The 22,308-nt window shown below is 74.0% G+C and carries 19 protein-coding genes and 1 pseudogene; 12 read left to right on the top strand and 8 right to left on the bottom strand.

Going from position 1 to position 22,308, the window contains the following annotated elements; translation table 11 throughout:
- Positions 1-8: 8 nt before the first annotated feature.
- Entirely contained in the window at positions 9-1,271 is a 1,263-nt protein-coding gene (locus MTR79_RS09545) for a molybdopterin-dependent oxidoreductase (protein ID WP_244789743.1), read from the bottom strand.
- Positions 1,272-1,386: 115 nt separating this feature from the next.
- Between MTR79_RS09545 and MTR79_RS09540 the strand changes: the two genes are divergently transcribed.
- Positions 1,387-2,763, top strand: a complete 1,377-nt coding sequence (locus MTR79_RS09540; RefSeq protein WP_244789742.1) for a hypothetical protein — start codon at positions 1,387-1,389, stop codon at positions 2,761-2,763.
- 21 nt (positions 2,764-2,784) lie between these two features.
- On the opposite strand, the gene msrB is transcribed toward MTR79_RS09540, so the two are convergent.
- The 4 genes from msrB to MTR79_RS09520 form a co-directional block, all read right to left on the bottom strand.
- The gene (msrB, locus tag MTR79_RS09535; protein WP_048455563.1) at positions 2,785-3,192 is read right to left on the bottom strand and encodes a peptide-methionine (R)-S-oxide reductase MsrB; all 408 of its coding nucleotides are present in this window, start codon (positions 3,190-3,192) and stop codon (positions 2,785-2,787) included.
- Positions 3,193-3,206: 14 nt separating this feature from the next.
- Complete coding sequence (gene murC / locus MTR79_RS09530) at positions 3,207-4,595, bottom strand: UDP-N-acetylmuramate--L-alanine ligase (RefSeq protein ID WP_189363420.1); 1,389 nt, start codon at positions 4,593-4,595, stop codon at positions 3,207-3,209.
- An 81-nt stretch (positions 4,596-4,676) separates the two neighbouring features.
- Positions 4,677-5,132: a hypothetical protein gene (locus MTR79_RS09525; RefSeq protein WP_048455565.1), complete on the bottom strand. Its 456-nt coding sequence runs from the start codon at positions 5,130-5,132 to the stop codon at positions 4,677-4,679.
- A 247-nt stretch (positions 5,133-5,379) separates the two neighbouring features.
- Entirely contained in the window at positions 5,380-6,174 is a 795-nt protein-coding gene (locus MTR79_RS09520; RefSeq protein WP_086705106.1) for a pyrimidine reductase family protein, read from the bottom strand.
- 70 nt (positions 6,175-6,244) lie between these two features.
- Between MTR79_RS09520 and zapE the strand changes: the two genes are divergently transcribed.
- From zapE to MTR79_RS09505, 3 genes are all read left to right on the top strand, one after another.
- Positions 6,245-7,312 (top strand): cell division protein ZapE, encoded by a 1,068-nt coding sequence (gene zapE, locus MTR79_RS09515; RefSeq protein WP_244793101.1) that lies wholly within the window; start codon positions 6,245-6,247, stop codon positions 7,310-7,312.
- Between the two features lie 565 nt (positions 7,313-7,877).
- Positions 7,878-9,332, top strand: a complete 1,455-nt coding sequence (locus tag MTR79_RS09510; RefSeq protein ID WP_189363417.1) for a SulP family inorganic anion transporter — start codon at positions 7,878-7,880, stop codon at positions 9,330-9,332.
- A gap of 195 nt (positions 9,333-9,527) precedes the next feature.
- Positions 9,528-10,925, top strand: a complete 1,398-nt coding sequence (locus MTR79_RS09505; RefSeq protein ID WP_086705328.1) for a PhoX family protein — start codon at positions 9,528-9,530, stop codon at positions 10,923-10,925.
- Between the two features lie 57 nt (positions 10,926-10,982).
- On the opposite strand, the gene MTR79_RS09500 is transcribed toward MTR79_RS09505, so the two are convergent.
- A complete protein-coding gene (locus tag MTR79_RS09500) occupies positions 10,983-11,468 on the bottom strand; it encodes an SRPBCC domain-containing protein (RefSeq protein ID WP_048455570.1) in 486 nt (161 codons plus the stop codon).
- Positions 11,465-11,874, bottom strand: a pseudogene (locus tag MTR79_RS09495) (metalloregulator ArsR/SmtB family transcription factor). Before MTR79_RS09495 ends, MTR79_RS09500 begins: the two are co-directional and overlap by 4 nt.
- A gap of 82 nt (positions 11,875-11,956) precedes the next feature.
- On the opposite strand from MTR79_RS09495, the gene MTR79_RS09490 reads away from it, so the two are divergent.
- From MTR79_RS09490 to MTR79_RS09480, 3 genes are all read left to right on the top strand, one after another.
- The gene (locus MTR79_RS09490) at positions 11,957-13,483 is read left to right on the top strand and encodes an FAD-dependent oxidoreductase (protein WP_086705327.1); all 1,527 of its coding nucleotides are present in this window, start codon (positions 11,957-11,959) and stop codon (positions 13,481-13,483) included.
- A 120-nt stretch (positions 13,484-13,603) separates the two neighbouring features.
- Complete coding sequence (locus MTR79_RS09485) at positions 13,604-14,446, top strand: polysaccharide deacetylase family protein (RefSeq protein WP_244789741.1); 843 nt, start codon at positions 13,604-13,606, stop codon at positions 14,444-14,446.
- Between the two features lie 30 nt (positions 14,447-14,476).
- Positions 14,477-14,668 carry a hypothetical protein gene (locus MTR79_RS09480; protein WP_086705074.1) on the top strand — a complete coding sequence of 64 codons (192 nt, stop codon included), beginning with the start codon at positions 14,477-14,479 and terminating at the stop codon, positions 14,666-14,668.
- A gap of 46 nt (positions 14,669-14,714) precedes the next feature.
- Here MTR79_RS09480 and MTR79_RS09475 read toward each other — a convergent pair whose 3' ends face one another.
- Complete coding sequence (locus tag MTR79_RS09475) at positions 14,715-15,080, bottom strand: gas vesicle structural protein GvpA (RefSeq protein WP_086705075.1); 366 nt, start codon at positions 15,078-15,080, stop codon at positions 14,715-14,717.
- A 101-nt stretch (positions 15,081-15,181) separates the two neighbouring features.
- Between MTR79_RS09475 and MTR79_RS09470 the strand changes: the two genes are divergently transcribed.
- The 5 genes from MTR79_RS09470 (at position 15,182) to MTR79_RS09450 (ending at position 22,201) form a co-directional block, all read left to right on the top strand.
- Positions 15,182-15,901: a peptidyl-tRNA hydrolase gene (locus MTR79_RS09470; protein WP_244789740.1), complete on the top strand. Its 720-nt coding sequence runs from the start codon at positions 15,182-15,184 to the stop codon at positions 15,899-15,901.
- Positions 15,902-15,970: 69 nt separating this feature from the next.
- On the top strand, positions 15,971-17,566 hold the full coding sequence (locus MTR79_RS09465) for an alpha/beta hydrolase (RefSeq protein ID WP_244789739.1): 1,596 nt from the start codon (positions 15,971-15,973) through the stop codon (positions 17,564-17,566).
- Positions 17,567-17,752: 186 nt separating this feature from the next.
- A complete protein-coding gene (locus MTR79_RS09460) occupies positions 17,753-19,816 on the top strand; it encodes a neutral/alkaline ceramidase (RefSeq protein ID WP_189363412.1) in 2,064 nt (687 codons plus the stop codon).
- Positions 19,817-19,982: 166 nt separating this feature from the next.
- Positions 19,983-21,293 carry a DUF692 domain-containing protein gene (locus MTR79_RS09455; protein WP_189363411.1) on the top strand — a complete coding sequence of 437 codons (1,311 nt, stop codon included), beginning with the start codon at positions 19,983-19,985 and terminating at the stop codon, positions 21,291-21,293.
- Between the two features lie 125 nt (positions 21,294-21,418).
- Positions 21,419-22,201: a TIGR04222 domain-containing membrane protein gene (locus tag MTR79_RS09450; protein WP_086704867.1), complete on the top strand. Its 783-nt coding sequence runs from the start codon at positions 21,419-21,421 to the stop codon at positions 22,199-22,201.
- Positions 22,202-22,308 lie beyond the last annotated feature (107 nt).

The raw sequence follows: 22,308 nt of genomic DNA, 5'->3' as shown, positions 1-22,308 counted from the left end.
ACCTCTCCTCACAGCTCGCCGAAGGTCAGCCGCGTGACCCACTTGGTGTTGAGCACGCCGGGCGCGGCCGGGACGATGACGCGGGCCGGATGGCCGTGGTCCGGGGTCAGGTCCGCGCCGTTGACGGACAGGGCCAGAAGGGAACGCCCGTCGGCGACCTGACCGGCGCTCAGTGCGGCGTGCCGCCAGGTGCCGCGCAGCTGCAGCGACTCCACGTACACGTCGGCCGGTTCGTCGTGGCCCACCAGCGCGGCGAGGTCCCGCAGCCGTACGCCCCGCCACGCCTGGTCGGAGGTGGACCAGCCCTCGACGCAGGCGATGGGCAGATCGGCGTCGTGCTGGTCCATGGCGAGCAGGTCGGCCCTGCTCAGCCGTACGGTGCCGGTGCGGCCGGTGACGGTCAGCCGCCAGGCCTCCTCGGTGGTGTCGTCGGGGCGGATCCCGGCGTACTCGGCCGTCTTGTTGACCTGGAAGGCGCCGGGACCGCTGCCCGGTTCGGGCCCGCCGTGCGGGGTGAGGACGGCGGTCTGGCGCAGCGGCCCGTCGAAGCTGCGCCCCGCGGAGGTGGCGACGAGCAGCAGCGAGCCCCCGCCGACCAGGCCGAGCGCCCCGCGCCGGGACACGGTCGGCGGGGCGGGCCGCGCCGCGGTCAGTTCCTCGTCCGGCTCCTCACCCCCTCCGCTCCGCATGCGCCGCAGGTTCCTGAAGGCGGCCGGCGCCTTGAGCACCACGTGCGCGAGGAACGCCCCGAAGAACACCCACGCGCCGTAGAAGTGCAGCGGGTAGAACGAGCCCGGGAAAATGTAGTCCAGCTGGATGTTGAGGATGCCGGTGACGAACTGGAACAGCGCGCCGCCGACCAGCAGGATCAGCGAGAGCCGCTCCAGGGCGTGGGTGACGGAGCGGGCCGGCGGCAGGGTGAACAGCTTCGGCACGACCGACCACAGCTTGGCCAGCAGCACCGGTACGAGCCCCAGGCCGAGGGTGACGTGGACGCCCTGGGTGAACCGGTAGAGCCACGGCGGGTCGGTGGGCCAGGAGAACAGGTAGAAGCCGAGGATCCCCTTGCCGGGGGTGCGGTCGTTCACCGGCGACAGATCCGGGTTGTACGCCGCGTACGACACCAGGCCCGTCACGAACAGGATCGTGATGCCGGCGAGCAGCACCACGCCGAGCACCGAGGTGAACCACGTGCCGCGCAGCGGACTGCGCCAGAAGTCGGGCGAGAAGGGGCCGCGCGGGAGGCGGCCGGGGAGGGAAGACCGTGCCATGTGCCGACGGTAGGTCGGCGCGGCGCCCGGAAGGGGTCCGCAACCGATGACGAAACGCTGACATCGCCGCTCGTCAGCCGCTTGCCGCAGGCCGGGGGGCCTAGCGTGTGACGTCGTGAAGCGCACTCCTCCCCGCACGGATCCCCCCGACCCGGCCGGCCGCGCCCGCGGGTCGCGGCGCGACGGGTACGCCGTCGCCGTCGCCGCGGCGCTGGTCGTGGCCGCCGCCCTGATCGGCACGCATCTCCAGAACCGCTACGGCACCCTGCGCGTCGGGTGGCCGCCGATCGTGGGCGGCTGGATGCCGCACGTCGGCCCGGGCACTCCGGCCGCGATCGTGGTCGCCGTGGCGGTCGTGGCGTACGGTCCTTCGCTCGCGGTCCGGCTGCCGTGGCGGCCGATGCTGCTCGCCGTGTGGGGCGGGGCGCTCGCCTGGACGTGGTCGCTGGCCCTGGTCGACGGCTGGCAGCGGGGCGTCGCCGGACGGCTGACCACCCGCCACGAGTACCTCCAGGTGATCGACCGGTTCCAGGACATCCCGGCGACCCTGCGGGACTTCCACGCGCACATCCTCATCGGCGCGCCTGACAACTGGCCGGCGCACGTGGCGGGACACCCGCCGGGCGCCACCCTCACCTTCGTGCTGCTGGACCGGATCGGGCTGGGCGGCGGGGCGTGGGCCGGGGCGTTCGTCCTCACGGCCGGCACCACGGCGGCCGTCGCCGTCCTGGTCACCGTGCGGCGGCTGGCCGGCGAGGATCTCGCCCGCCGGGCCGCGCCCTTCCTCGTCCTCGCCCCCGCCGCGATCTGGACGGGCACCTCCGCCGACGGCTGGTTCGCGGCGGTCGCCGCCTGGGCGCTCGCCCTGCTGTCCCTCGCCGTCACCGGCCGCCGCCCGGCCTGGACGGGCCTCGGCGCAGGGCTGCTGTTCGGACTGACGGTGTACCTGTCGTACGGGCTCACCCTGATCGCGGTGATCGCCGCCGCCGTCCTGCTGCTGGGCACGCGGCGGCTGCGGCCGCTGCTGTACGCGGCCGCCGGCTTCCTGGTGGCGCCGACCGTGTTCACGGCGCTCGGCTTCGACTGGTGGGAGGCGTACCGGCTGCTGGTGACCCGCTACTACCAGGGCGCGGGCGGCGTCCGCCCGTACGGCTACTGGGTGTGGGCGAACCTGGCGTGCACGGTGCTGATGGTGGGCCCCGCGACGGTGGCGGGGCTGCGCCGGGGCGGCGCGGAGCTGTGGAGTTCCGGCCGCGCGGCCGTCCTCCGGGATCCGGCGACCCGGCTCGCGCTGCTGGTGGGGTCCGCGCTGCTGGCACTGCTGGTCGCGGACCTGTCCGGGATGAGCAAGGCGGAGACGGAGCGGATCTGGCTGCCGTTCGCCCTGTGGCTGCTGCCGGCCTGTTCCTTCCTGCCCGGTCCGCGTGGCTGGCTCGCCGGGCAGGCGGCACTGGCCCTGCTCCTCAACCACCTGGTGCTGACCGGGTGGTGAGGAGCGGGCCTGGCCGGGGGGTCAGGACCCGGCGGGCCGCAGGTTCAGCGAGATGCTGTTGATGCAGTACCGCTGGTCCGTGGGCGTCGGGTAGCCCTCGCCCTCGAAGACGTGCCCGAGGTGTGAGCCGCAGCGGGCACAGCGCACCTCGGTGCGCACCATGCCGTGCGAGCGGTCGGCGACCAGCTCGACGGCGTCGGTGTCCTTCGGGTCGAAGAAGGACGGCCAGCCGCAGTGCGACTCGAACTTGGTGTCGGAGGTGAACAGCTCCGCGCCGCAGGCACGGCAGGCGTAGACGCCCTCGGTCTTGGTGTCGGTGTACTCACCGGTGAAGGCCGGTTCGGTCGCCGCCTGGCGCAGAACCGCGTACTCGGACGGCGACAGCTCCGCGCGCCACTGCTCGTCCGGCTTCTCCACGTCGTACGGCATGAGGTTCCAGCCCCTTAGTTCGACAGACGGTCCAGGATGCGCGGGCCGAGGTCGGTGACGTCGCCCGCTCCCATGGTGAGAACCAGATCGCCGGGCTTCGCCATTCCCGCCACCGCCCCGGGGATCTCCGCCGCGTCGTGGACGGCCGTCACGTCCGCGCCGGCCGCGCGGGCCGCCTCGATGATCAGCTCGCTGGTGACCCCGGGGATCGGGTCCTCACGGGCCGGGTAGATGTCGAGGACCAGCGAGGCGTCGGCGAGGGTGAGGGCCTGGCCCATCTCCTTGCCCAGCTCGCGGGTGCGGGAGAACAGGTGGGGCTGGAAGACGACGAGGATGCGGGCGTCCCCGGCGGCGGAGCGCATCGCCTCCAGGTCCGCGGTCATCTCGGTGGGGTGGTGCGCGTAGGAGTCGATCACCTGGACGCCGGCCGCCTCCCCCTTGAGCTGCAGGCGGCGCTTGACGCCGGTGTACGCGGCCAGCGCGGGGGCCAGCTCGGCGGCCGGGACGCCCAGCGCGACGCCGGCGGCGAGGGCGGCGACCGCGTTGTGCGCGTAGTGCCTGCCGGGGACCGACACGGTGAAGGTGAGCGGGGCGCCGTCCAGCTCGACGGTCACCTCGCTCTTCAGGCCCTGCGGGACGACCGACAGCACCTTCACGTCGGCGTCCGCGGACTCGCCGTACGTCACGGTCCGCACGGAGCCGTCCAGGCGGCGGGTCAGCTCGCGGGCGCCCTCGTGGTCGGCGGAGATCACCAGGGTGCCGCCGGGGACGATCCGGCCGACGAACGTCTCGAAGGACTCGTGGATCTCCTCCATCGACGCGTAGTTCGCGTGGTGGTCCAGCTCCACGTTGAGGATGATCGCGACCTCGGGCGCGTACGTGTGGAAGCTGCGGTCGGACTCGTCGGCCTCGGCGACGAAGATCTCGCCCGCGCCGTGCAGCGCGTTGGAGCCGGGGGCGTCGAGGTCGCCGCCGATGGCGTACGACGGCTCGCGGCCCAGCTCGGTGAGGGCGACCGCCAGCATGGAGGTGGTGGTGGTCTTGCCGTGGGTGCCGGCCACCGCGATCGGGCGCAGGCCGTCCATCAGGGCGGCGAGGGCGTCGGAGCGGTGCACCGCGGGGATGCCCAGCTCGGCGGCGCGCCGCAGCTCCGGGTTGTCCTCGCGGATCGCGGAGGAGACCACGACGCAGCTGGCGTCGTCGGCGAGGTGGGCCGCGGCGTGCCCGAGGTGCACGGTGACGCCGAGGGCGCGCAGGGCCTCGGCGGTCGCCGAGTCCTTGGCGTCGCTGCCGGCCACCTTCGCGCCGCGCTGGGCGAGGATCTTGGCGATGCCCGACATCCCGGCGCCGCCGATGCCGATGAAGTGCGGTCGGTCCATGGCGGTAGGAAGGCCGGGTGCCATGCGTGTTCTCCCAGTGGTGCGACGAGCGGGACGGCGGTCTTCGCGCCCTCGCGTGCCGAGCCGGGAGGGCGCGGCCCCAGCCTATGCCTTGCTGTGGGAGAAGAGTTTCAGCACCGGCACCCCGACCTTGTGGCGGGCCCGGGAGGCCCAGTCGCGGTGGAAGAACTCCTCCACGTAGTGCGGGTCGGTCAGGACGATCACCTCGTCCGCGTGCACCTCTTCGACGAGCTTCTTCAGCGCGTCCAGCGGGTGGTCCTCGACGAGGCGGCCCTCGGCGGTGTCGCCGGTCGTGCGCAGCGCCTTCAGGGACACCTCCAGCGCCCGCTCCCCCATGCTCCGGGCCTCGTCGCCCTCGGGGGTCTCGCCCTCGCGGACGGCCTCGTCCAGCTCGCCCAGGGCGACGTCGTCGATGGCTCTCAGCAGCCGGTCGGCCTGTTCCCCGCGTGGCTGGAGCAGGACGTGGAAGGCGACCGGCTCGTCCCCGTGCAGGGTGGTGACGAACTCCACGTCGGCGGACGTCAGGGCTTTCTCGATCATCAGTACGCTTGTGAACACCAGGCGCCCCTTACTCCTCGGAGGGCCCGCGGGCCCTCGCTGCTCCGTGGGCCGAGCCAGGCCCCCGCGGAGATCATCCTTCCCCGTGCGGGCGCGTGTACGGCCAATTCAGTCTCGCCCGTCACCGTGCGGGACGGGCGGACGGTTCCGCCGATCGCCGGACCGGCGGCGGCTTCGGTCGTCGTACCGGTTGTCCTCCCTCCGGGGGTTGCACACCCGGCCGGGCCGGTCAGGCCCGCCGGTAGCGCGTGAACAGGAATCCGTCCTCCTCCAGCATCGACGACAGCGTGAACCGCCGCGGAAGTGTCACTGAGGGCCCACCAGCAATGCGTTGGGCTTCACCCGCGGTGAGCATCGGCGAGACGGTGAGGCAGAGCTCGTCCAGCACGTCGGCGGCGATCAGCTGACCCAGCAGCCGGGGCCCGCCCTCGGTCAGCAGGCGGGTGTGCCCGAGTTCGGCGAGGGCGTGCACGGCCCGGGCGGGGTCGACCCCGGCGCCCTCCCCGGCGACGACCACGCGGGCGCCCGCCTTCTCGGCGGCGGCCACGCGCTCCGGGTCGGCGCCGGCGCCGGTGAGGACCAGGGTGGGCACCAGCGGGGAGCTGAACAGGGGCAGCGAGAAGTCGAGGTCGAGGCTCGCCGAGACCACCGCGATCGCGGGCGCCGGGCCCTGGCCCGCGGCCTCGCGGGCCGCGGCGAACCCGGCGCGGGCGCGGGCCGGGCGGTAGCCCTCCTGCCGTACCGTTTCCGCACCGACCACGACCGCGTCCGCGAGGGCCCGCAGCACGCCGAAGACCCGCATGTCGGCCGGGCAGGAGATGGGCTGCGAGCGGCCCTCGTGCTGGGCGGCGCCGTCGAGGGTGGAGACCATGTTGCCGCGCAGCCAGGACGCGGGGCCCTCGGGACCGGGCTCCGGGTAGGCGTAGGCGGCGGCCAGCTCGGCCAGGCTCCACTCCCGGCCGGCCGCCCCCTCGGCGGCTGCCGTCTCGTCTGTCACGTCGGTCACGGGGAACAGGCGTCGCATGTCAGGCAGTCTTCCACGCCCCGTACGATGGGGGACCGTGTCATCCTCCGCAGCCTCCCGTCCCGGTCCCATGGCCGACGTGACCCCGCTCTCGCTGTGCGCCCGCGAGCCGCACGTCCCCGCGGACCGGCTCGTCGCCGAGATGGTGCCGCCGCCGCGGTTCGACGCCGTCCGCTTCGAGACGTACATCCCCGACCCGGACCAGCCGAGCCAGACCGAGGCCGTGCGCGTCCTCGAGGGCTTCGCCGCGGGTCTCGACGGGAAGCCGGGCGGAGGTCCGGGCCGGCGTCGGCTGTTCGGCTTCGGCAAGGCGCGGGAGAAGGCCCCGTCCGGGCCGCGCGGCGTCTACCTGGACGGCGGCTACGGCGTCGGCAAGACGCACCTGCTGGCCTCCCTGTGGCACGCCACCCCGGCCGAGCCGGCGCTCAAGGCCTTCGGCACGTTCGTGGAGCTGACCAACCTGGTGGGCGCGCTCGGCTTCCAGCAGACCGTGCGGACGCTCTCCGGGCACCGGCTGCTGTGCATCGACGAGTTCGAGCTGGACGACCCGGGCGACACCGTGCTGGTGTCCACCCTGCTCGGCAAGCTGGTCGAGGCGGGCGTCGCGCTCGCCGCCACCTCCAACACGCTGCCGGGCAAGCTCGGCGAGGGCCGGTTCGCGGCGGCCGACTTCCTGCGCGAGATCCAGGGCCTGTCGGCGCACTTCCGCGCCCTGCGGATCGACGGCGAGGACTACCGGCACCGGGGCCTGCCCGAGGCGCCGCCGCCGTACTCCGACGACGAGGTGACCCGGGTGGCCCACACCACCGAGGGCGCGTCGCTGGACGCCTTCCCCGACCTGCTCGACCACCTCGCCCGGGTCCACCCGAGCCGCTACGGCGCTCTCACCGACGGCATCGGCGCGGTGTGCCTCACCGGGGTGCGGCCGGTGCCGGACCAGTCGACCGCGCTGCGGCTCGTGGTCCTCGCGGACCGGCTCTACGACCGCGAGGTGCCGGTGCTCGCGTCGGGACAGCCGTTCGACCAGCTGTTCAGCGAGGAGATGCTGAAGGGCGGCTACCGCAAGAAGTACTTCCGCGCGATCTCCCGTCTCACCGCTCTGGCCAGGGACGCCAAGAGGCTCGCCGACACCGTCTGACCCGGACGGCACCACCCGACCGCATAAACGTTCGACACTCGAACAGACCATCGGCGCCCACGGAAGTGATCCCGCCATCCCACGTGTTCTTTTCGGGCTGAGTGCGGCGTGGCCCTCCGATGGGACGGTGCGAACGGCGACGCAGGGTTACCGTGTTCTTGACCAACCGTTGACCTTGCGCGGACCTGCGACACCGGGTGCGAACCACCTTGTCAGGTACGCGCGTTGCGAGGTCGGGCGACCGACGGCCGCACCCCGGGCCTTGCCGTCGCTTTACCTCGGCCACCCCGTCCCGCACCTCTCACGTATACGGTCCGTCACAACGCGGGCCAGTGATCAGCGGGGCCGGTCCTCGTCGTGCCCGTCCGACGCGTCCCCACACGCGCCAGGAGGAACAGATGCACCGCCCTTCCGTCGACCACCCCCGCTCGTCCGGCCGCCGCCCCCAACCGTCCGGCCGCCGCGCCGGAACACCCCCCGGGCCCCGCACCCCCGGCGCCGTACCGCCCCCCGCCGACGCCCAGTGCCGCGCCCGCCGCGCGTGCCGGACCCGGTGAGGGCCCGCGTGCACCGCTTCCCCCATCTGCGGCAGGACGCCGCCGCCTCCCTCGTCGTGTTCCTGGTCGCCGTCCCGCTCTGCCTCGGCGTCGCCGTCGCCTCCGGTGCCCCCGCCGAACTCGGCCTCATCACCGGCATCGTGGGCGGCCTGGTCACCGGTCTGCTGCCGGGCAGCAGCCTCCAGGTGTCCGGCCCCGCGGCCGGACTCACCGTGCTGGTCTACCAGGCCGTGGACTCCTACGGGCTCCCCGCGCTCGGCGTGATCGTGCTCGCCGCCGGGCTGCTCCAGCTCGCCATGGGGGCGCTGCGGCTCGGCCGCTGGTTCCGGGCGATGTCGTTGTCGGTGATCGAGGGGATGCTGGCCGGCATCGGCCTGGTCCTCATCGCCGGACAGCTCTACGCCGCCGCCGGCCTGGAGGCGCCCGCCGGGGGCGTCGACAAGCTCCTCGGGCTGCCCGGGGCCGCCGCGGACGCGCTCGCCGGCCGGGAGACGCTCGCCTCGCTGGCGGTCGCCGCCGGCACGGTGCTGGTGATGGTGCTGTGGCGGCGGCTGCCGGGACCGGCCGGGGCCGTGCCGGGCGCGCTCGCCGCGGTGCTGCTCGCGACGGCGGTCACGGCGGCGTTCGCCGTGCCGGTCGCCACGGTGGAGGTACGGGGGCTGTTCGACTCGGTCCAACCGCCCGGCACGGACACCTTGGGCGTCCTCACGGACGTGGGCGTGCTCGGCACGATCGTCGCGTTCGCCCTCATCGCCTCCGCGGAGAGCCTGTTCAGCGCGGCGGCGGTGGACCGGCTGCACACCGGTCCGCGCACCCGCTACAACCGGGAGCTCATGGCGCAGGGCGCGGGCAACACGGTCTGCGGGCTGCTCGGCGCGCTGCCCATGACGGCGGTCATCGTGCGCAGCTCGGCCAACGTGCAGGCGGGCGCGAGGACCAAGGCGTCCCGGGTGCTGCACGGGGTGTGGCTGCTGCTGTTCGCCGCGCTGCTGCCGTCCGTGCTCGCGCTGATCCCGCTGCCCGCGCTGGCGGGCATCCTGATCCACGCCGGCTGGAAGCTCATCCCGTTCCGGGGGCTGGTCACGCTGTGGCGCGGCCAGCGGGGCGAGGCGCTGGTCCTGGTCGTCACGGCCGTGTCGATCGTCGCGGTGAACATGTTCGAGGGCGTGCTGATCGGGCTGGCCCTGTCGGTGGTGAAGACGGCCTGGGAGTCCTCGAAGGTCAAGCTGGAGGTCACGGACAAGGGCGCGGGGCCCGTCCAGGTCCACCTCTCCGGCAACGCGACGTTCCTGCGCCTGCCGAAGATCCTGGACACCCTGGAGTCCCTCCCCCAGGACCGCCCGGTCGAACTCGACCTCACCGCGCTCCACCACCTGGACCACGCCTGCAGCACGGCACTGAGCCACTGGGCGGAACGCCACAGCGGGACGGACACACCGCCGGTGCGGCTGACGACGCGGTGAGCCGCCCTCGGGGCGGGGCCCTGCCCGGCCCCGACCCGGCGCGCGTGGTGCCACCGGGGCCGGAAGCACCCCTTGGGTCCACGGGGGCGGGCCCGGGTCCCGGGACACGTGCGGCTCGCGTGGTTCACGGGATCGGCGGCAGGTGATAGACACGGCGGGGTCACAGTTCCTGTCCGCCAGCAGGAAGGTTTCCCCATGTCGGAAAACGGGTCTCCCCACAGCTCCGCGGCGACCACCCGACGCCAGATGCTCGCCCGTTCCGGTGCCGTCGGCGCCGGCATCGCCTTCACCGGCGCCCTCTCCGAACTGTTCACCGACAGCGCCGCCGCGCAGAACCTCGGCCACTACGGCTACGGCGACCTCGTCCCCGACCCCGACGGACTGCTCGACCTGCCCAGGGGCTTCCGCTACAAGGTGCTCTCCAAGGAGGGCGACCGGCTCCGCTCCGGCGAGGGTCCCGTCCCCTCCAACCACGACGGCATGGCCGCCTTCGCCGGCCGGCAGGGCCGTACCCACCTGGTCCGCAACCACGAGAACCGCAACACCGGCAGAGTCCCGGTCCCGGTGATCGACGGCCTGACGTACGACCCGGAGGGCAAGGGCGGGTGTACCGCGCTGACCCTCGACCGGAGCGGCCGCGTGGTCGACGAGCGGGTCGCGATCGCCGGTACGGCCGTCAACTGCGCGGGCGGGCCCACCCCGTGGCACACCTGGCTGACCTGCGAGGAGACCGAGGACAAGGCCGGCACCAACGGCTACACCAAGGACCACGGCTTCATCTTCGAGGTCGACGGCGCCGACCCCCGGCGCACGGGCGCCGTGCCGCTGACCGCGATGGGCCGCTTCCAGCACGAGGCGATCGCGGTGGACCCGCGGCGCGGCGTGGTCTACGAGACGGAGGACGCCTTCGAGCGCCCCTTCGGCCTGTTCTACCGCTTCCTGCCGAGGAAGCCGCTGGGCGGCACCGGCTCGCTGCGCGCGGGCGGCAAGCTCCAGGCGATGCGGGTGCCCGGCGTGCCGGACCTGTCGTCCATCCAGGAGATCGGCGCCCGTTTCGACGACGTCGAGTGGGTCGACGTCCCCGACCCGCTGGCCGTCGAGACCCCCATCCGCTTCCAGGACTTCGGTCCGAAGGGCATCACCCACGCGCAGAAGCTGGAGGGGTGCTACTGGGGCGGCCGTTCCGTCTACTTCGTGTCGTCCTTCGCCCACGCCTCGCAGGGTTCGGCCGCCGACCACTACGGCCAGATCTGGCGCTACGACCCGGACCGCCGCCGCCTCACCCTGGTGATCGTCTTCGGCCCGGACACCGACATCCAGCTGCCCGGCGAGTCCCCGGACAACATCTGCCTCGCGCCCAGCGGCGGTCTCATGGTGTGCGAGGACGGCGGCGGCGCCCAGCACGTCTACGGCGTCACCCGGCGCGGCGAGGTCTACCCGATGGCCCGCAACCGCCAGAACACGGGGACGGCCGAGGAGCCGGAGTGGGGCGAGTTCGCCGGCGTCACGTTCTCCCCGGACGGCCGCACGATGTACGTCAACGTCTACGACCCGGGCACGACGTTCGCCGTGACCGGCCCCTGGCGCCGATAGCCGCGGAGGCGGTGAGGGCGGGCGCGGCACGCGCCCGCCCTCACCGCCTCGGCCGCCTCAGCCCTCCAGCAGCGCGTCCATCTGGCCGGCGGCCTGGCTCATGCCCTCGACCATGCCCATCTCGGCCAGCCGCTCCATCTGCTCCCGGGTGTCGAACACGGACCGCAGTTCCATCCGCGTGCCGTCCTCGCGCCCGGTGAGCGTCATCCGGACCGTGGTGACCGGCATCTCCGGATCCGGCTTCCCGTCCTGGTCGGCGAACCCGTCACTGAACTCCAGGGAAGTCGGCGGCGCGACCGATGCGATCCGCCACCAGCCGCCGTACTTCTCGCCGTCCGGCCCGGTCATGTGGTACTTCACGCCGCCGCCGGGGGTGAGATCGTGCTCCTCGACGGTCGCCGGGTATCCGGGCGGCCCCCACCAGCGCTCCAGCAGCCGCGGGTCGGCCCACAGCTGCCAGACCCGCTCCACCGGTGCGGTGAAGTCCGCGACGAGGGTGAGCGTGAGGGTGTCGACGTCCTTGTCGACACGGGTGACAGTCATCCGTCCGGTCCTTTCCTGTCGCTTCCGTACGCGGGCCTCAGCCGGTGTCCGGGGCCTCCTGCCCGCCTTCCTCCTCGGAAAGCAGGCCGGTCATCCGGTCCACCCGGGCCCGCCAGGCCGACTCCAGCGCGTCGAGCGCCCGCCGCGCGCGGGCCACCGCGTCGGGGTCGGTGCGCACGAGCTGCTCCCGTCCGCGCCGCTCCTTGGTGACCAGCCCCGCCCGCTCCAGCACCGTGACGTGCTTCTGCACCGCGGCGAAGCTCATCGGGTACGCGGCGGCCAGCCGTGACACGGACAGCTCACCGCGGCCGCAGCGGCGCAGCATGTCGCGCCGCGTCGCGTCGGCCAGCGCGTGGAACAGCCGGTCCACGGCCCGGTCGGCCTCGTCCAACCCATCTACAACCATTTGGTTGTACGTTACGCCCGCGCCCGCACTCCGGCAACCGCACGCCGCCGTGAAGCCCCCGCGGCGGGGTACTCGCCCCCGCATGACGGAGAAGCAGCACTCGGGTGACTCGTACTGGCTGAACACCGCGCCCGGCGGGGAGCGCCGCCCCGCACTGGCCGACAACCTGGACGTCGACGTGGCCGTGATCGGCGGCGGCATCGCCGGTCTGTGCACGGCGTGGGAGCTGGCCCGGGCGGGGCGCGATGTCGCGGTGCTGGAGGCGGACCGGCTCGCGGCGGGCGTCACCGGGCACACCACCGCCAAGGTCACCGCGCTGCACTCGCTGGTCTACGACAAGCTGCGCCGTACCCGCGGCAGCGAGGGCGCGCGGCTGTACGCCCGGTCGCAGGCGGAGGCGATCGAGCGGACCGCCGGGGTGGTGGAGGAGCTGGGCGTCGCGTGCGAGTGGGAGCGGCGCGGCTCGTACACGTACGTGACGGACGCGGACCGGGTGGACGAGGTGCGCGCGGAGGCGCGGGCCGCGCGGGAGGCGGGGCTGCCCGCGTCGTTCGTGACGGAGACGGGGCTGCCGTTCCCGGTGGCGGGCGCGGTGGAGGTGCCGGAGCAGGCACAGTTCCATCCGCGCAAGTACCTGCTGGCGCTCGCCGACGACATCGAGGCGCACGGCGGCCGCCTGTACGAGGACACCACCGTGCTGGGCCTGGAGGAGGGCGAGCCGTGCCGGCTGTCGACGTCGACCGGGGCGTTCGTGACGGCCCGGGACGTCGTGGTCGCCACGCACTACCCGGTGTTCGACCGCGCGCTGCTGTTCACCCGCCTCTCCCCGCGCCGTGAGCTGGTCGTCGCGGGACCGGTGCCGGCGGAGCTGGACCCGGAGGGCATGTACATCACCCCCTACGGCGGCTCCCGCTCGGTGCGCACCGCGCCCTACGGCGACGACGCCTCCCGCCGGCTGCTGGTGGTCACCGGTGAGCACTTCACGCCGGGCACCGGCGACACCCGCGCCCGCTTCGACCGACTGGCGCAGTGGGCGCGCCGGCACTTCCCCGGCGTGGAGCTGACGCACTTCTGGGCCACGCAGGACAACGACCCCACCGACACGGTGCCGCTGGTCGGGCCGCTGCACCCGCGCGCCGAGCACACCTACGTGGCCACCGGCTTCGGCGGCTGGGGCATGAGCGGCGGCATGATGGCGGGCCGGCTGCTCACCGCGCGGATCACGGGCGGGGAGTGCGCGTGGGCCGGTCTGTACGACCCGCGGCGCCTGGCCTCGGCCGTGCGGGAGGCGCCGGCCTTCCTCAAGCACCAGGCCCAGGTCGCGGGGCACTTCGTCGGGGACCGGCTGCGCCCGTCGCCCCCGGTGGAGGCGCTGCCGCCGGGCGAGGGCGCGGTGGTGCGCACGGAGAGCGGCCGGATGGCGGTGTACCGGGACGACGACGGCGCCCTGCACGCGGTGTCCGCCCGCTGCACCCACATGGGGTGCCTGGTCGACTTCAACGCGGCCGAGCGCGCGTGGGAGTGCCCGTGCCACGGGTCCCGTTTCGACACCGACGGGAAGGTCGTGCAGGGGCCGGCGACCAAGCCGCTGGAGCGGCGGGACATCTGAGCCCGCACCGGGCCGGAGGGCGCGCCGGGGCGGGGCGGGCCCCCTCCGACCGGGTGAGCGTGCCGCCGCCTCCGCCCGAGCCGCGACGGCCACCGCCGCCCACCGCCCTACTGTCATACGGTGATCACACTTTCACCTCGTGTTATCGCCGCCTGTGCCCTCGCCGCCGCCCTCACCGCCTGCGGTTCCTCCGCCGGTCCCGCGGCGCGCCCTCCCGCCCCCGCGCCCTCCCCCGCCGCCCCGTCGGCGCCACCCACGCTCGCCGCGGGTCCCGCGGGTCTCACCCCGGTCTTCGAGCACGGCCCCCGGGACGCCGGGAAGACCGTCGCCCTCACCTTCGACGCCGACATGACCGCCGACCAGGGCCCGCGGGCCGCGGCGGGCGAGCGCTTCGACCACCCGCGGCTGATCGGGACGCTCCGGACGCTGCAGGTGCCGGCGACCGTGTTCATGACGGGCCGGTGGGCCGAGGAGTACCCGGACCAGGCCCGCGCCATCGGCCGCGACCCGCTCTTCGAGGTCGCCAACCACTCGTACAGCCACTACGCCTTCACCGGCGACTGCTACGGCCTGCCCACGGTGCCCGAGGAGCGGATGCGGGCCGACGTGGAGCGGGCGTACCAGGCGCTGCGCACGGTGGGCGTCCCCGCTCCGATGCCGTACTTCCGCTTCCCGGGCGGCTGTTACGACCGGCGGGCCCTCAAGGCGCTCACCCCGGCCGGCGTCACGGCCGTGCAGTGGGACGTCGTCGGCGGCGACGCCTTCGCCACCGATCCGGACGCGGTGGCCCGGCAGGTGCTGGACGGGGTGCGGCCCGGCTCGGTGGTGGTCCTGCACTGCACCCGCAGCGCCGCCCCGACGACGGAGGAGGCGGTACGCAAGGTCGTCCCGGAGCTGCGCCGCCAGGGCTACCGCTTCGTCAAGGTCTCCGAGCTGATCGGCGCGGCGAACGGACGAGGCTGAGCGTTTCGCGCGGCGTCCTACGCTGAAGACATGAGCGACGACGTGACCGACCGCGACTACTGCCTCGTCGGCACGGACCGCCCGCCGAAGGCGGACGGTCCGCCCTACGCGGCCTGCGTCCAGTGCCAGGAGCCCACGGAGTACCCGGAGGCGTACAAGGGCATCACGCTGTGCCCGGTCTGCGAGTGGCGCGAGGCGGAGCGCACCTCCTGCTCCGGCTGACCGCCGCCGCCGGGCGGAGGCCGGCCGGTGAGGGCTGCGCCCCTCGCTACCGGCGCCTCGGTTCCTGACGCGCCTGCTGGAAGGCCTCGGAGACGGTCTCCACGGCGCCGGACAGCAGCCCCTTGGCCGCCCCCTTGGAGCCCGACTCGCGCATCTTGTCGGGGAGTTCGGTCAACCCGGCGGGCTTGCGCGGACCGGACTCCAGGTCCAGCCGGTTGCACGCCTCGGCGAAGCGCAGGTAGGTGTCGACGCTCGCCACCACGATGCGAATGTCGATCTTGAGTATCTCGATCCCGACCAGCGACACCCGCACGAACGCGTCGATCACCAGCCCTCGGTCGAGGATCAGCTCCAGCACGTCGTAGAGACCGCTGGAGCCTCCTCCGCCACGCTGCGGCACCGCCTGAGTCATCGCGCATCAGTCCCTTCCCCACCCTGATGCCCCCTCCACGCCCCTTGATGTCCGCAGGTGCCGCCCGGCACCGCCCCCGTCCCGCTTGGCACACTGGGCGGGTGAACGACGACCGGACGACACCCGCCCCCGACAGCCCCTTCCGACCCGACCCGGGTGACCGCGACGCGGCGCCGCAGTTCGTGCTGCCGCTGGTGGTCCGTATCGAGCGCGGCTCGCCGCCCGCGCGGACGGACGCGCTGGAGACGGCGGCCCGCGCGGTGCTGGTCATGCTGAGCGACGAGCGTTCCGTCGGCGAGGGTGAGTGGGCGCGGGCGATGCGCGACTGGCAGGACGCGCGGATCCGCAAGGTGGTGCGGAGGGCACGCGGCGCGGAGTGGCGCCGCGCGGAGGCGCTCCCCGGGATCACCGTGACCGGGAAGTCGGCCGAGGTGCGCGTCTTCCCGCCGGTGCCACTGGACGGCTGGCCCAGGGACCTGGCCCGGCTCCAGGTGTCCGGCACCGACCTCGACGACCCGGACCCGGTGCCGCCCGCGGACCCCGGCGTGCCCACCCTGTGGATGAACCCGGAACTGCAGATGTCCGCGGGCAAGGCGATGGCCCAGGCCGGGCACGGCGCCCAACTCGCGTGGTGGGAACTGCCGGACGCGGCCCGCGAGGCCTGGCACGCGGCCGGGTTCCCGCTCGCCGTGCGCAGCGCCGACCCCGCCGACTGGCCCGCGCTGACCGGCGGCGGCCTGCCCACGGTGCGCGACGCGGGCTTCACGGAGATCGCCCCCGGCTCGTGCACCGTGGTGGCGGACCACCCCGCGCTGCGCTGACCCCGGGGGCGTCCCCCGGATGGGTTGCGCGGCCGTGCGGCTGCCGTGGGCCCGCCGGAGGCTGGGCCCATGCCGACACGACGTACGACAGCCGCTGCCCTGCTGTCCGGCGCCGTCCTGCTCTCCGCCTCCCTGGCCGCCTGCGGCCCGGCCGGCGAGGGCGGGGCCGGAGGCGGAGGCGGCGAGGAGGACGACCGCGGACGGATATGGGCGCAGTCCCTGAACTGGAAGGACTGCCCCGCACCGTCCCCCCTGCAAGGCGGCGGAGAGGCGCCCGAGCCGTTGCCGGACGGCACCCGCTGGCAGTGCGCCACCATGCGCGCGCCCCTGGACTGGGACAGACCCGGCGGTGAGACCGTCGACGTCGCCCTGATCCGGGCGGCGTCCCGCGCGGACGCCGCAGACCGCATCGGCTCGCTGCTGTTCAACTTCGGCGGGCCCGGCGAGTCCGGTGTGGTCACCCTGCCCGCCCTCGCCCCCGACTACGAGCAACTCCGGTCCCGCTACGACCTGGTGAGCTTCGACCCGCGCGGGGTCGGGGCGAGCGCCGGGGTCACCTGCCTGGACGCCGAGGCGGCGCAGGCGATGACCCAGCAGGACGACACCCCCGACGACGGCGACGACGAGGTGACCGCGCTGCTCCAGGCGCGGCAGCGGTACGCGGACGCCTGCGAACAGGAGTCGGGCCGCGTGCTGCCGCACGTGGGCACCGAGGACGCCGCCCGCGACATGGACCTGCTGCGCCATCTGCTCGGCGACGACAAGCTGCACTACTTCGGGATCTCCTACGGCACCGAACTCGGCGGCGTGTACGCCCACTTGTTCCCCCGGCACGTCGGTCGTGCCGTCCTGGACGGCGTCGTCGACCCGACGCTGGACCAGATGGAGGGGGCGCTCGCGCAGGCGGGCGGGTTCCAGCTCGCCTTCGACCACTTCGCCCAGTGGTGCGTGGACACCGGCTGCGCCCTCGGCGACACCCCCGAGGAGATCACGCGGCTCGTCATGGAGCTGGAGGAGACGCTGGACGACGAGCCGCTGTCCGTCGACGGGGAGAGGGTGTTCACCGGCTCCCAGCTGATCGACGCCGTCGTCCAGGCGCTCTACCTGGAGACCGCCTGGCCCGCGCTGGAGGTGGGCCTTCAACTCCTCGCCGCCGACGAGGGCCGGACCCTGCTCGGCCTCGCGGACGCCCTCAGCGGCCGGCACGCCGGCGGCTGGAGCGACCAGCAGGACGCCCGGACCGCCGTCACCTGCGCCGACCGCAGCGACCGCTACACCGTGGACGACGTGCTGGAACAGTCCGCCGCGTTCGAGGAGGCGTCCCCGCTCTTCGGCGACGCCATGGTGTGGGGCGCGCTGGAGTGCACCGACTGGCCGGTGCGGGGCAAGGCCCCGCACCCGGACGTGAGTGCGCCGGGCGCGCCGCCGATCCTGCTCGTCGGCAACACCGGCGACCCCGCGACACCGTACGAGGGCGCCGCGCGGATGGCGGAGCGGCTCGGCAAGGGCGTCGGGGTGGAACTCACCTACGAGGGCGAGGGCCACGGCGCGTACGACTCCGGCAACACCTGTGTGCGGAAGGCCGTGAACGCGTATCTGCTGGACGGCACGGTGCCGGCGGCGGGGACCGTGTGCGAGCGGGAGCCGCTCCAGGGCAAGGGGTGACGCCGCCGTCCTGAAGCGGGAGCCGGCCCGGTGGGTCCGTGGGAACACGGACCCACCGGGCCGGCCGCGTCATGCGCGCACGACTCTTGCCGTGTTCATGGCGGCCGGTGTACCAATGAGGCGCGGAACTTGAATGTTGTTCATGTTCCGTTCGCCGGGGGGCCGACCGACCCTGAGGAGCAGCGTATGACCGCGGAACGTCCTCCCTCGCGCAGCCGCCGGACCGTCCTGAGGGCGGGTGCCGTCACCGGCCTCGGGCTCGCGGGTGCGCACCTGATCTCACCCGGCGCCGCTGCCGCCGCCACGGGAAGCGGCAGCGGGTATCTCGTCGGCCGGGGCATCTCCGACGCCACCGGTGAGGTCGCCGAGGTCGGCATGATGGGGTACGGCCGCTTCGACCAGCAGGCTGCGGGGCTCCACACCCGGCTGCGGGCGCGGGCGTTCGTCGTGGCCGAGCAGGCGAGCGGGCGCCGTGTGCTGCTGATCGTCGCCGACTCCCCCATGATCTTCGAGAGCGTGCACCGGGCGGTGCTGCGACGGCTGAGGCAGGCGTACGGCGATCTGTACACCGCGCGGAACGTCCTCATCACCGCCACCCACACCCACGCCGGCCCCGGCGGCTACTCGCACCATCTCCTCTACAACACCACGACGTTCGGCTTCCACGAGGCGACCTTCGAGGCCGTGGCGGACGGCCTGTTCGAGGCGGCGCGCAACGCGCACGAGGACCTCGCCCCGTCCGGTCTCCTGCTCAGCCACGGCACGTTGACCGGCGCCAGCGTCAACCGCTCGAAGACCGCCTTCGACCGCAACCCGAAGGCCGACCGCGACCACTTCCCGGACGGCGTGGACACCCTCACCACCCTGCTGCGGGTGGAGCGGCGGGGCCGCACGGTCGGGGCGGTCAACTGGTTCCCGGTGCACGGCACCAGCATGTCCGGCGACAACCGCCTGATCAGCGCCGACAACAAGGGCTACGCGGCCTACCACTGGGAGCGCGAGGTCCACGGCGTGGACTATCTCGCCGACGGCACACCGGAGTTCGTTTCGGCGTTCGCCCAGACCAACAGCGGCGACATGTCGCCCAACCTGGACCTGGTGCCTCCCACCACGCCCGCCGACTTCGAGGCCACCCGCACCAGCGGGCTGCGGCAGTACGAGGCGGCCGCGGCGCAGGCGGACACGCCGGGCGTGCGGCTGTCCGGGCCGGTCGACTCGCGGCTGGTGTACGTGGACCTCTCCGACGTCACCGTGCGCCCGGAGTTCACCGGCGACGGGAAGACCCACCGCACCTCGAAGCCGTGCGTCGGTGCGGCGATGGCGGCGGGCAGCCTGGAGGACGGGCCCGCCTTCCCCGGATTCGACGAGGGCGACAACCCCTTCTGGGACGCGATCTCCAACTCGGTCGTCTACACGGTCTCCCCCGAGCTGAAGCAGGCGCAGGCGCCGAAGGACGTCTTCGTGCCGATCGGGGAGATGAACCGGATCTACCCGTGGGTGCAGGAGCGGGTGCCGGTGATGCTGGTGCGCATCGGCGGCCTGTACCTCATCGGCATCCCCGGCGAGGTCACCGTCTGCGCGGGCCTGCGGCTGCGGCGCACGGTCGCCGGGATCGTCGGCGCGGACCTCGACGACGTCCTGGTCGCCGGGTACAGCAACTCCTACTTCCACTACGTGACCACGCCGGAGGAGTACGACGCCCAGCAGTACGAGGGCGGCAGCACCCTGTTCGGACGCTGGCAGCTTCCCGCGCTCCAGCAGACCGCGGCCGAACTGGCGGTCTCCCTGCGCGACGGCACGGACCTGCCCCTCGGGCCCGAGCCGCCGGACCTGACCGGCAAGGCGTTGTCGCTCCAGCCCGGTGTGGTGCTGGACGCGCCGCCCCTCTTCAGGAAGTTCGGCGACGTGCTGGTGCCGCCGCGGGAGAACTACCGGACGGGGGAACGCGTCGAGGTCGTCTTCGCCGGCGCCCACCCGGGCAACGACCTGCACCGGGGCGACACCTACCTGCGGATCGAGCGGCGGGACTCCGCCGGCGCGTGGCGCACCGTCGCCGACGACGGCGACTGGGCGACCCGCTTCCACTGGGCCCGCGACGGCATCGCCGCGTCGAAGGTGACCATCACCTGGGACGTCCCCCAGGGCACCCCCTCGGGCACCTACCGCGTCGTCTACCGCGGCGACGCGAAGAGCCTGGGCGGGAAGATCTCGTCGATCGAGGGTGTGTCGACGGCCTTCCAGGTGCGGTGAGCCCGCCCGAGACGTTCCCCGACGGTCCTCCCCCAACCTCAAATGTTCCTCTGAAGGCGGCCCGGAGACGGTTCGGTCGCCGGGCGCCGGGTCATATCCCCGGCACGTCCGGTGCGGACGGATCGGGGGGCCGGGCGGGAACGCCGGGGTGAAGGAGGGGACGGGGATGACGACGGTGCGGCTGGGGACCGGGATCGGATGGCGTCCGGAGATCGCGGACGCGGTGGAGGCGATGCCGGGCATCGACTGGGTCGAGGTGGTGGCGGAGAACGTCTGCCCCGGCCATCTGCCCGCGTCGCTGCTGCGGCTGCGCGAGCGCGGCGCGACCGTCGTGCCGCACGGTGTGTCCCTGGGGCTCGGCGGCGCCGAACGCCCCGACGGGCGGCGGCTCACCGCGCTCGCCGAGCGGGCCGCGGCGCTGGGCTCGCCCCTGGTCACCGAGCACATCGCGTTCGTGCGGGCGGGCGGCCCGCTCACCGCGTCCCCCGGCATCGAGGCCGGGCACCTGCTGCCGGTGCCGCGCACCCGCGACGCCCTGGACGTGCTGTGCGAGAACGTCCGCATCGCCCAGGACGCGCTTCCCGTGCCGCTCGCCGTGGAGAACATCGCCGCGCTGTTCTCCTGGCCCGGCGAGGAGATGACCGAGGGACAGTTCCTGTACGAGCTGGCCGACCGCACCGGCGTACGGCTGCTCATCGACGTCGCCAACCTGCACACCAACCACGTCAACCGCGGCGAGGACCCGGCCGAGGCGCTCGCCGCACTGCCCCTGGAGGCCGTCGCGTACGTCCATGTCGCGGGCGGGTTCGAGCGGGACGGCGTGTGGCACGACAGCCACGCCCACCCGGTGCCGCGGCCGGTCCTCGACATCCTCACGGACCTCGCCTCCCGGGTCTCGCCGCCGGGCGTGCTGCTGGAACGGGACGAGGACTTCCCGCCCACGGCGGAGCTGGAGCGCGAACTGGACGCGATCCGCGGGGCGGTGGAGGCGGGCGACCGGGTCCGCGGGGACGCGGCGCCGGAGCGCGTGCGGGAGCCGGCCGCCGCCGGGCCCGTGGCCGGGGCCACCCGTGAGCGGCTGGCGCTGGCCCAGACCGCGGTGCTGTCCTCGCTGGTCGCGGGGACGCCGGTGCCCGAAGGGTTCGACCGGACGCGGATGCGGGTGCAGGCTCGGGCGCTGGCCGCCAAGCGGGCGGACGTCGTCGCGAAGGTGGCCCCGGAGCTGCCGGAGATCCTCGGCGACGGCTACCGGCCGGCCTTCCTCGCGTACGCGCAGACCCGCCCGATGACGGGCGGCTACCGGCATGACGCGATGGCCTTCGTGGAACACCTCCTGCGCCCCGGCCGCCTCGACGACCCCCGCACGCGCCGTGCCCTGCGCGAGTGGCACCGCGACCGCTCGGGCCCCCGCCCCCGCTCCCACCGCCCGACGACCCGCCTCGCCCGCGCCACCCGCCGGGCACTGCTGCGCCGCTGACACCCTCCGGGACGCCGGCCGGGGACGACGTCCACCCCGACCGGAACCTCACATACCCGCACCACCGTGTCCGGATCGTGAACAAGGCATGGTGTTCCTGCGGCCGCGTCCCTTACAAACAACTCATGTTCTGGGTTCCTCTCCTGCTGCTGGCCTGGGCGATCGCCGGGACCGCCGGGTTGCGGCTGTGCCGGGCCGCGGTACGTGAGGCGGCGGCCGCCGGTGACGGTGCGGGAGAGCGGCGTGGGCTCACGCTGTACGAGGCGGCGTTCCTGTCCGGCGGGCCCGCGCGGGTCGCCGATCTCACGCTCGTCGCGATGGCCCGTCAGCGGCGGCTGCTGCTGGCGCACACCGGCTGGGCCACCGTCGTCGACCCGCGCGGGCGGGACGCCATGGAGCGCACGGTGATAGGGGCGATCGGACCGGAGGGCCAGTCGCGCATAGCGCCGGTGCGGAAGGCCGCGGCGACCGCGGAGGCGGTGCGCGTGCTGGCGGAACGGCTGGTGCGGGCCGGGCTCGCGGTGCCGGAGGGCGACGGGCGGACCGTCGCGGAGGCGCTGCGCCGGCTGCGGCTCGCCGTACCGGCGGTCGCGGGTCTCGCCGCCGTCGCGCTGCTCATGCCCGTGCCGTCACAGATGCCGCGCCCGCTGGTCGCCCTGTGGTTCGCGCTGCCGCTGGCGTTCACGCTGGGCTGTCTCGCCATCGCCCGCTTCGAGCTGAGCCCCGCCTCACCCTGGGCGTCCCCGGCGGGTCAGCGTCTGCTCGCCTCCGTGCGACGGGCGGCGGCCGGCGACACCGACGACGACCGCGCGTACCTGACCACCGTCGCCGTGCGCGGGGTGCACGCAGTCGGCGAACCGCAGGTGCGGGCGGCCTTCGCGCACCGGGGACCCGACCCTCGGTGGTGACCGGGCGGTGAACCGGTCGCCGACACCCGGCGAGCGGTCCTTGCCCGGCACCACGCGTACCGAAAACATCCCTTTTGTCGCCGCAGCGCACCGAAGGGATCGCCTCA

Origin of the sequence: Streptomyces sp. BJ20 (assembly GCF_022869105.1) — a bacterium.
In the GTDB taxonomy this organism is placed as follows: Bacteria; Actinomycetota; Actinomycetes; order Streptomycetales; family Streptomycetaceae; genus Streptomyces; species Streptomyces griseoincarnatus.
This window is presented reverse-complemented; position numbering and strand designations above follow the sequence as displayed.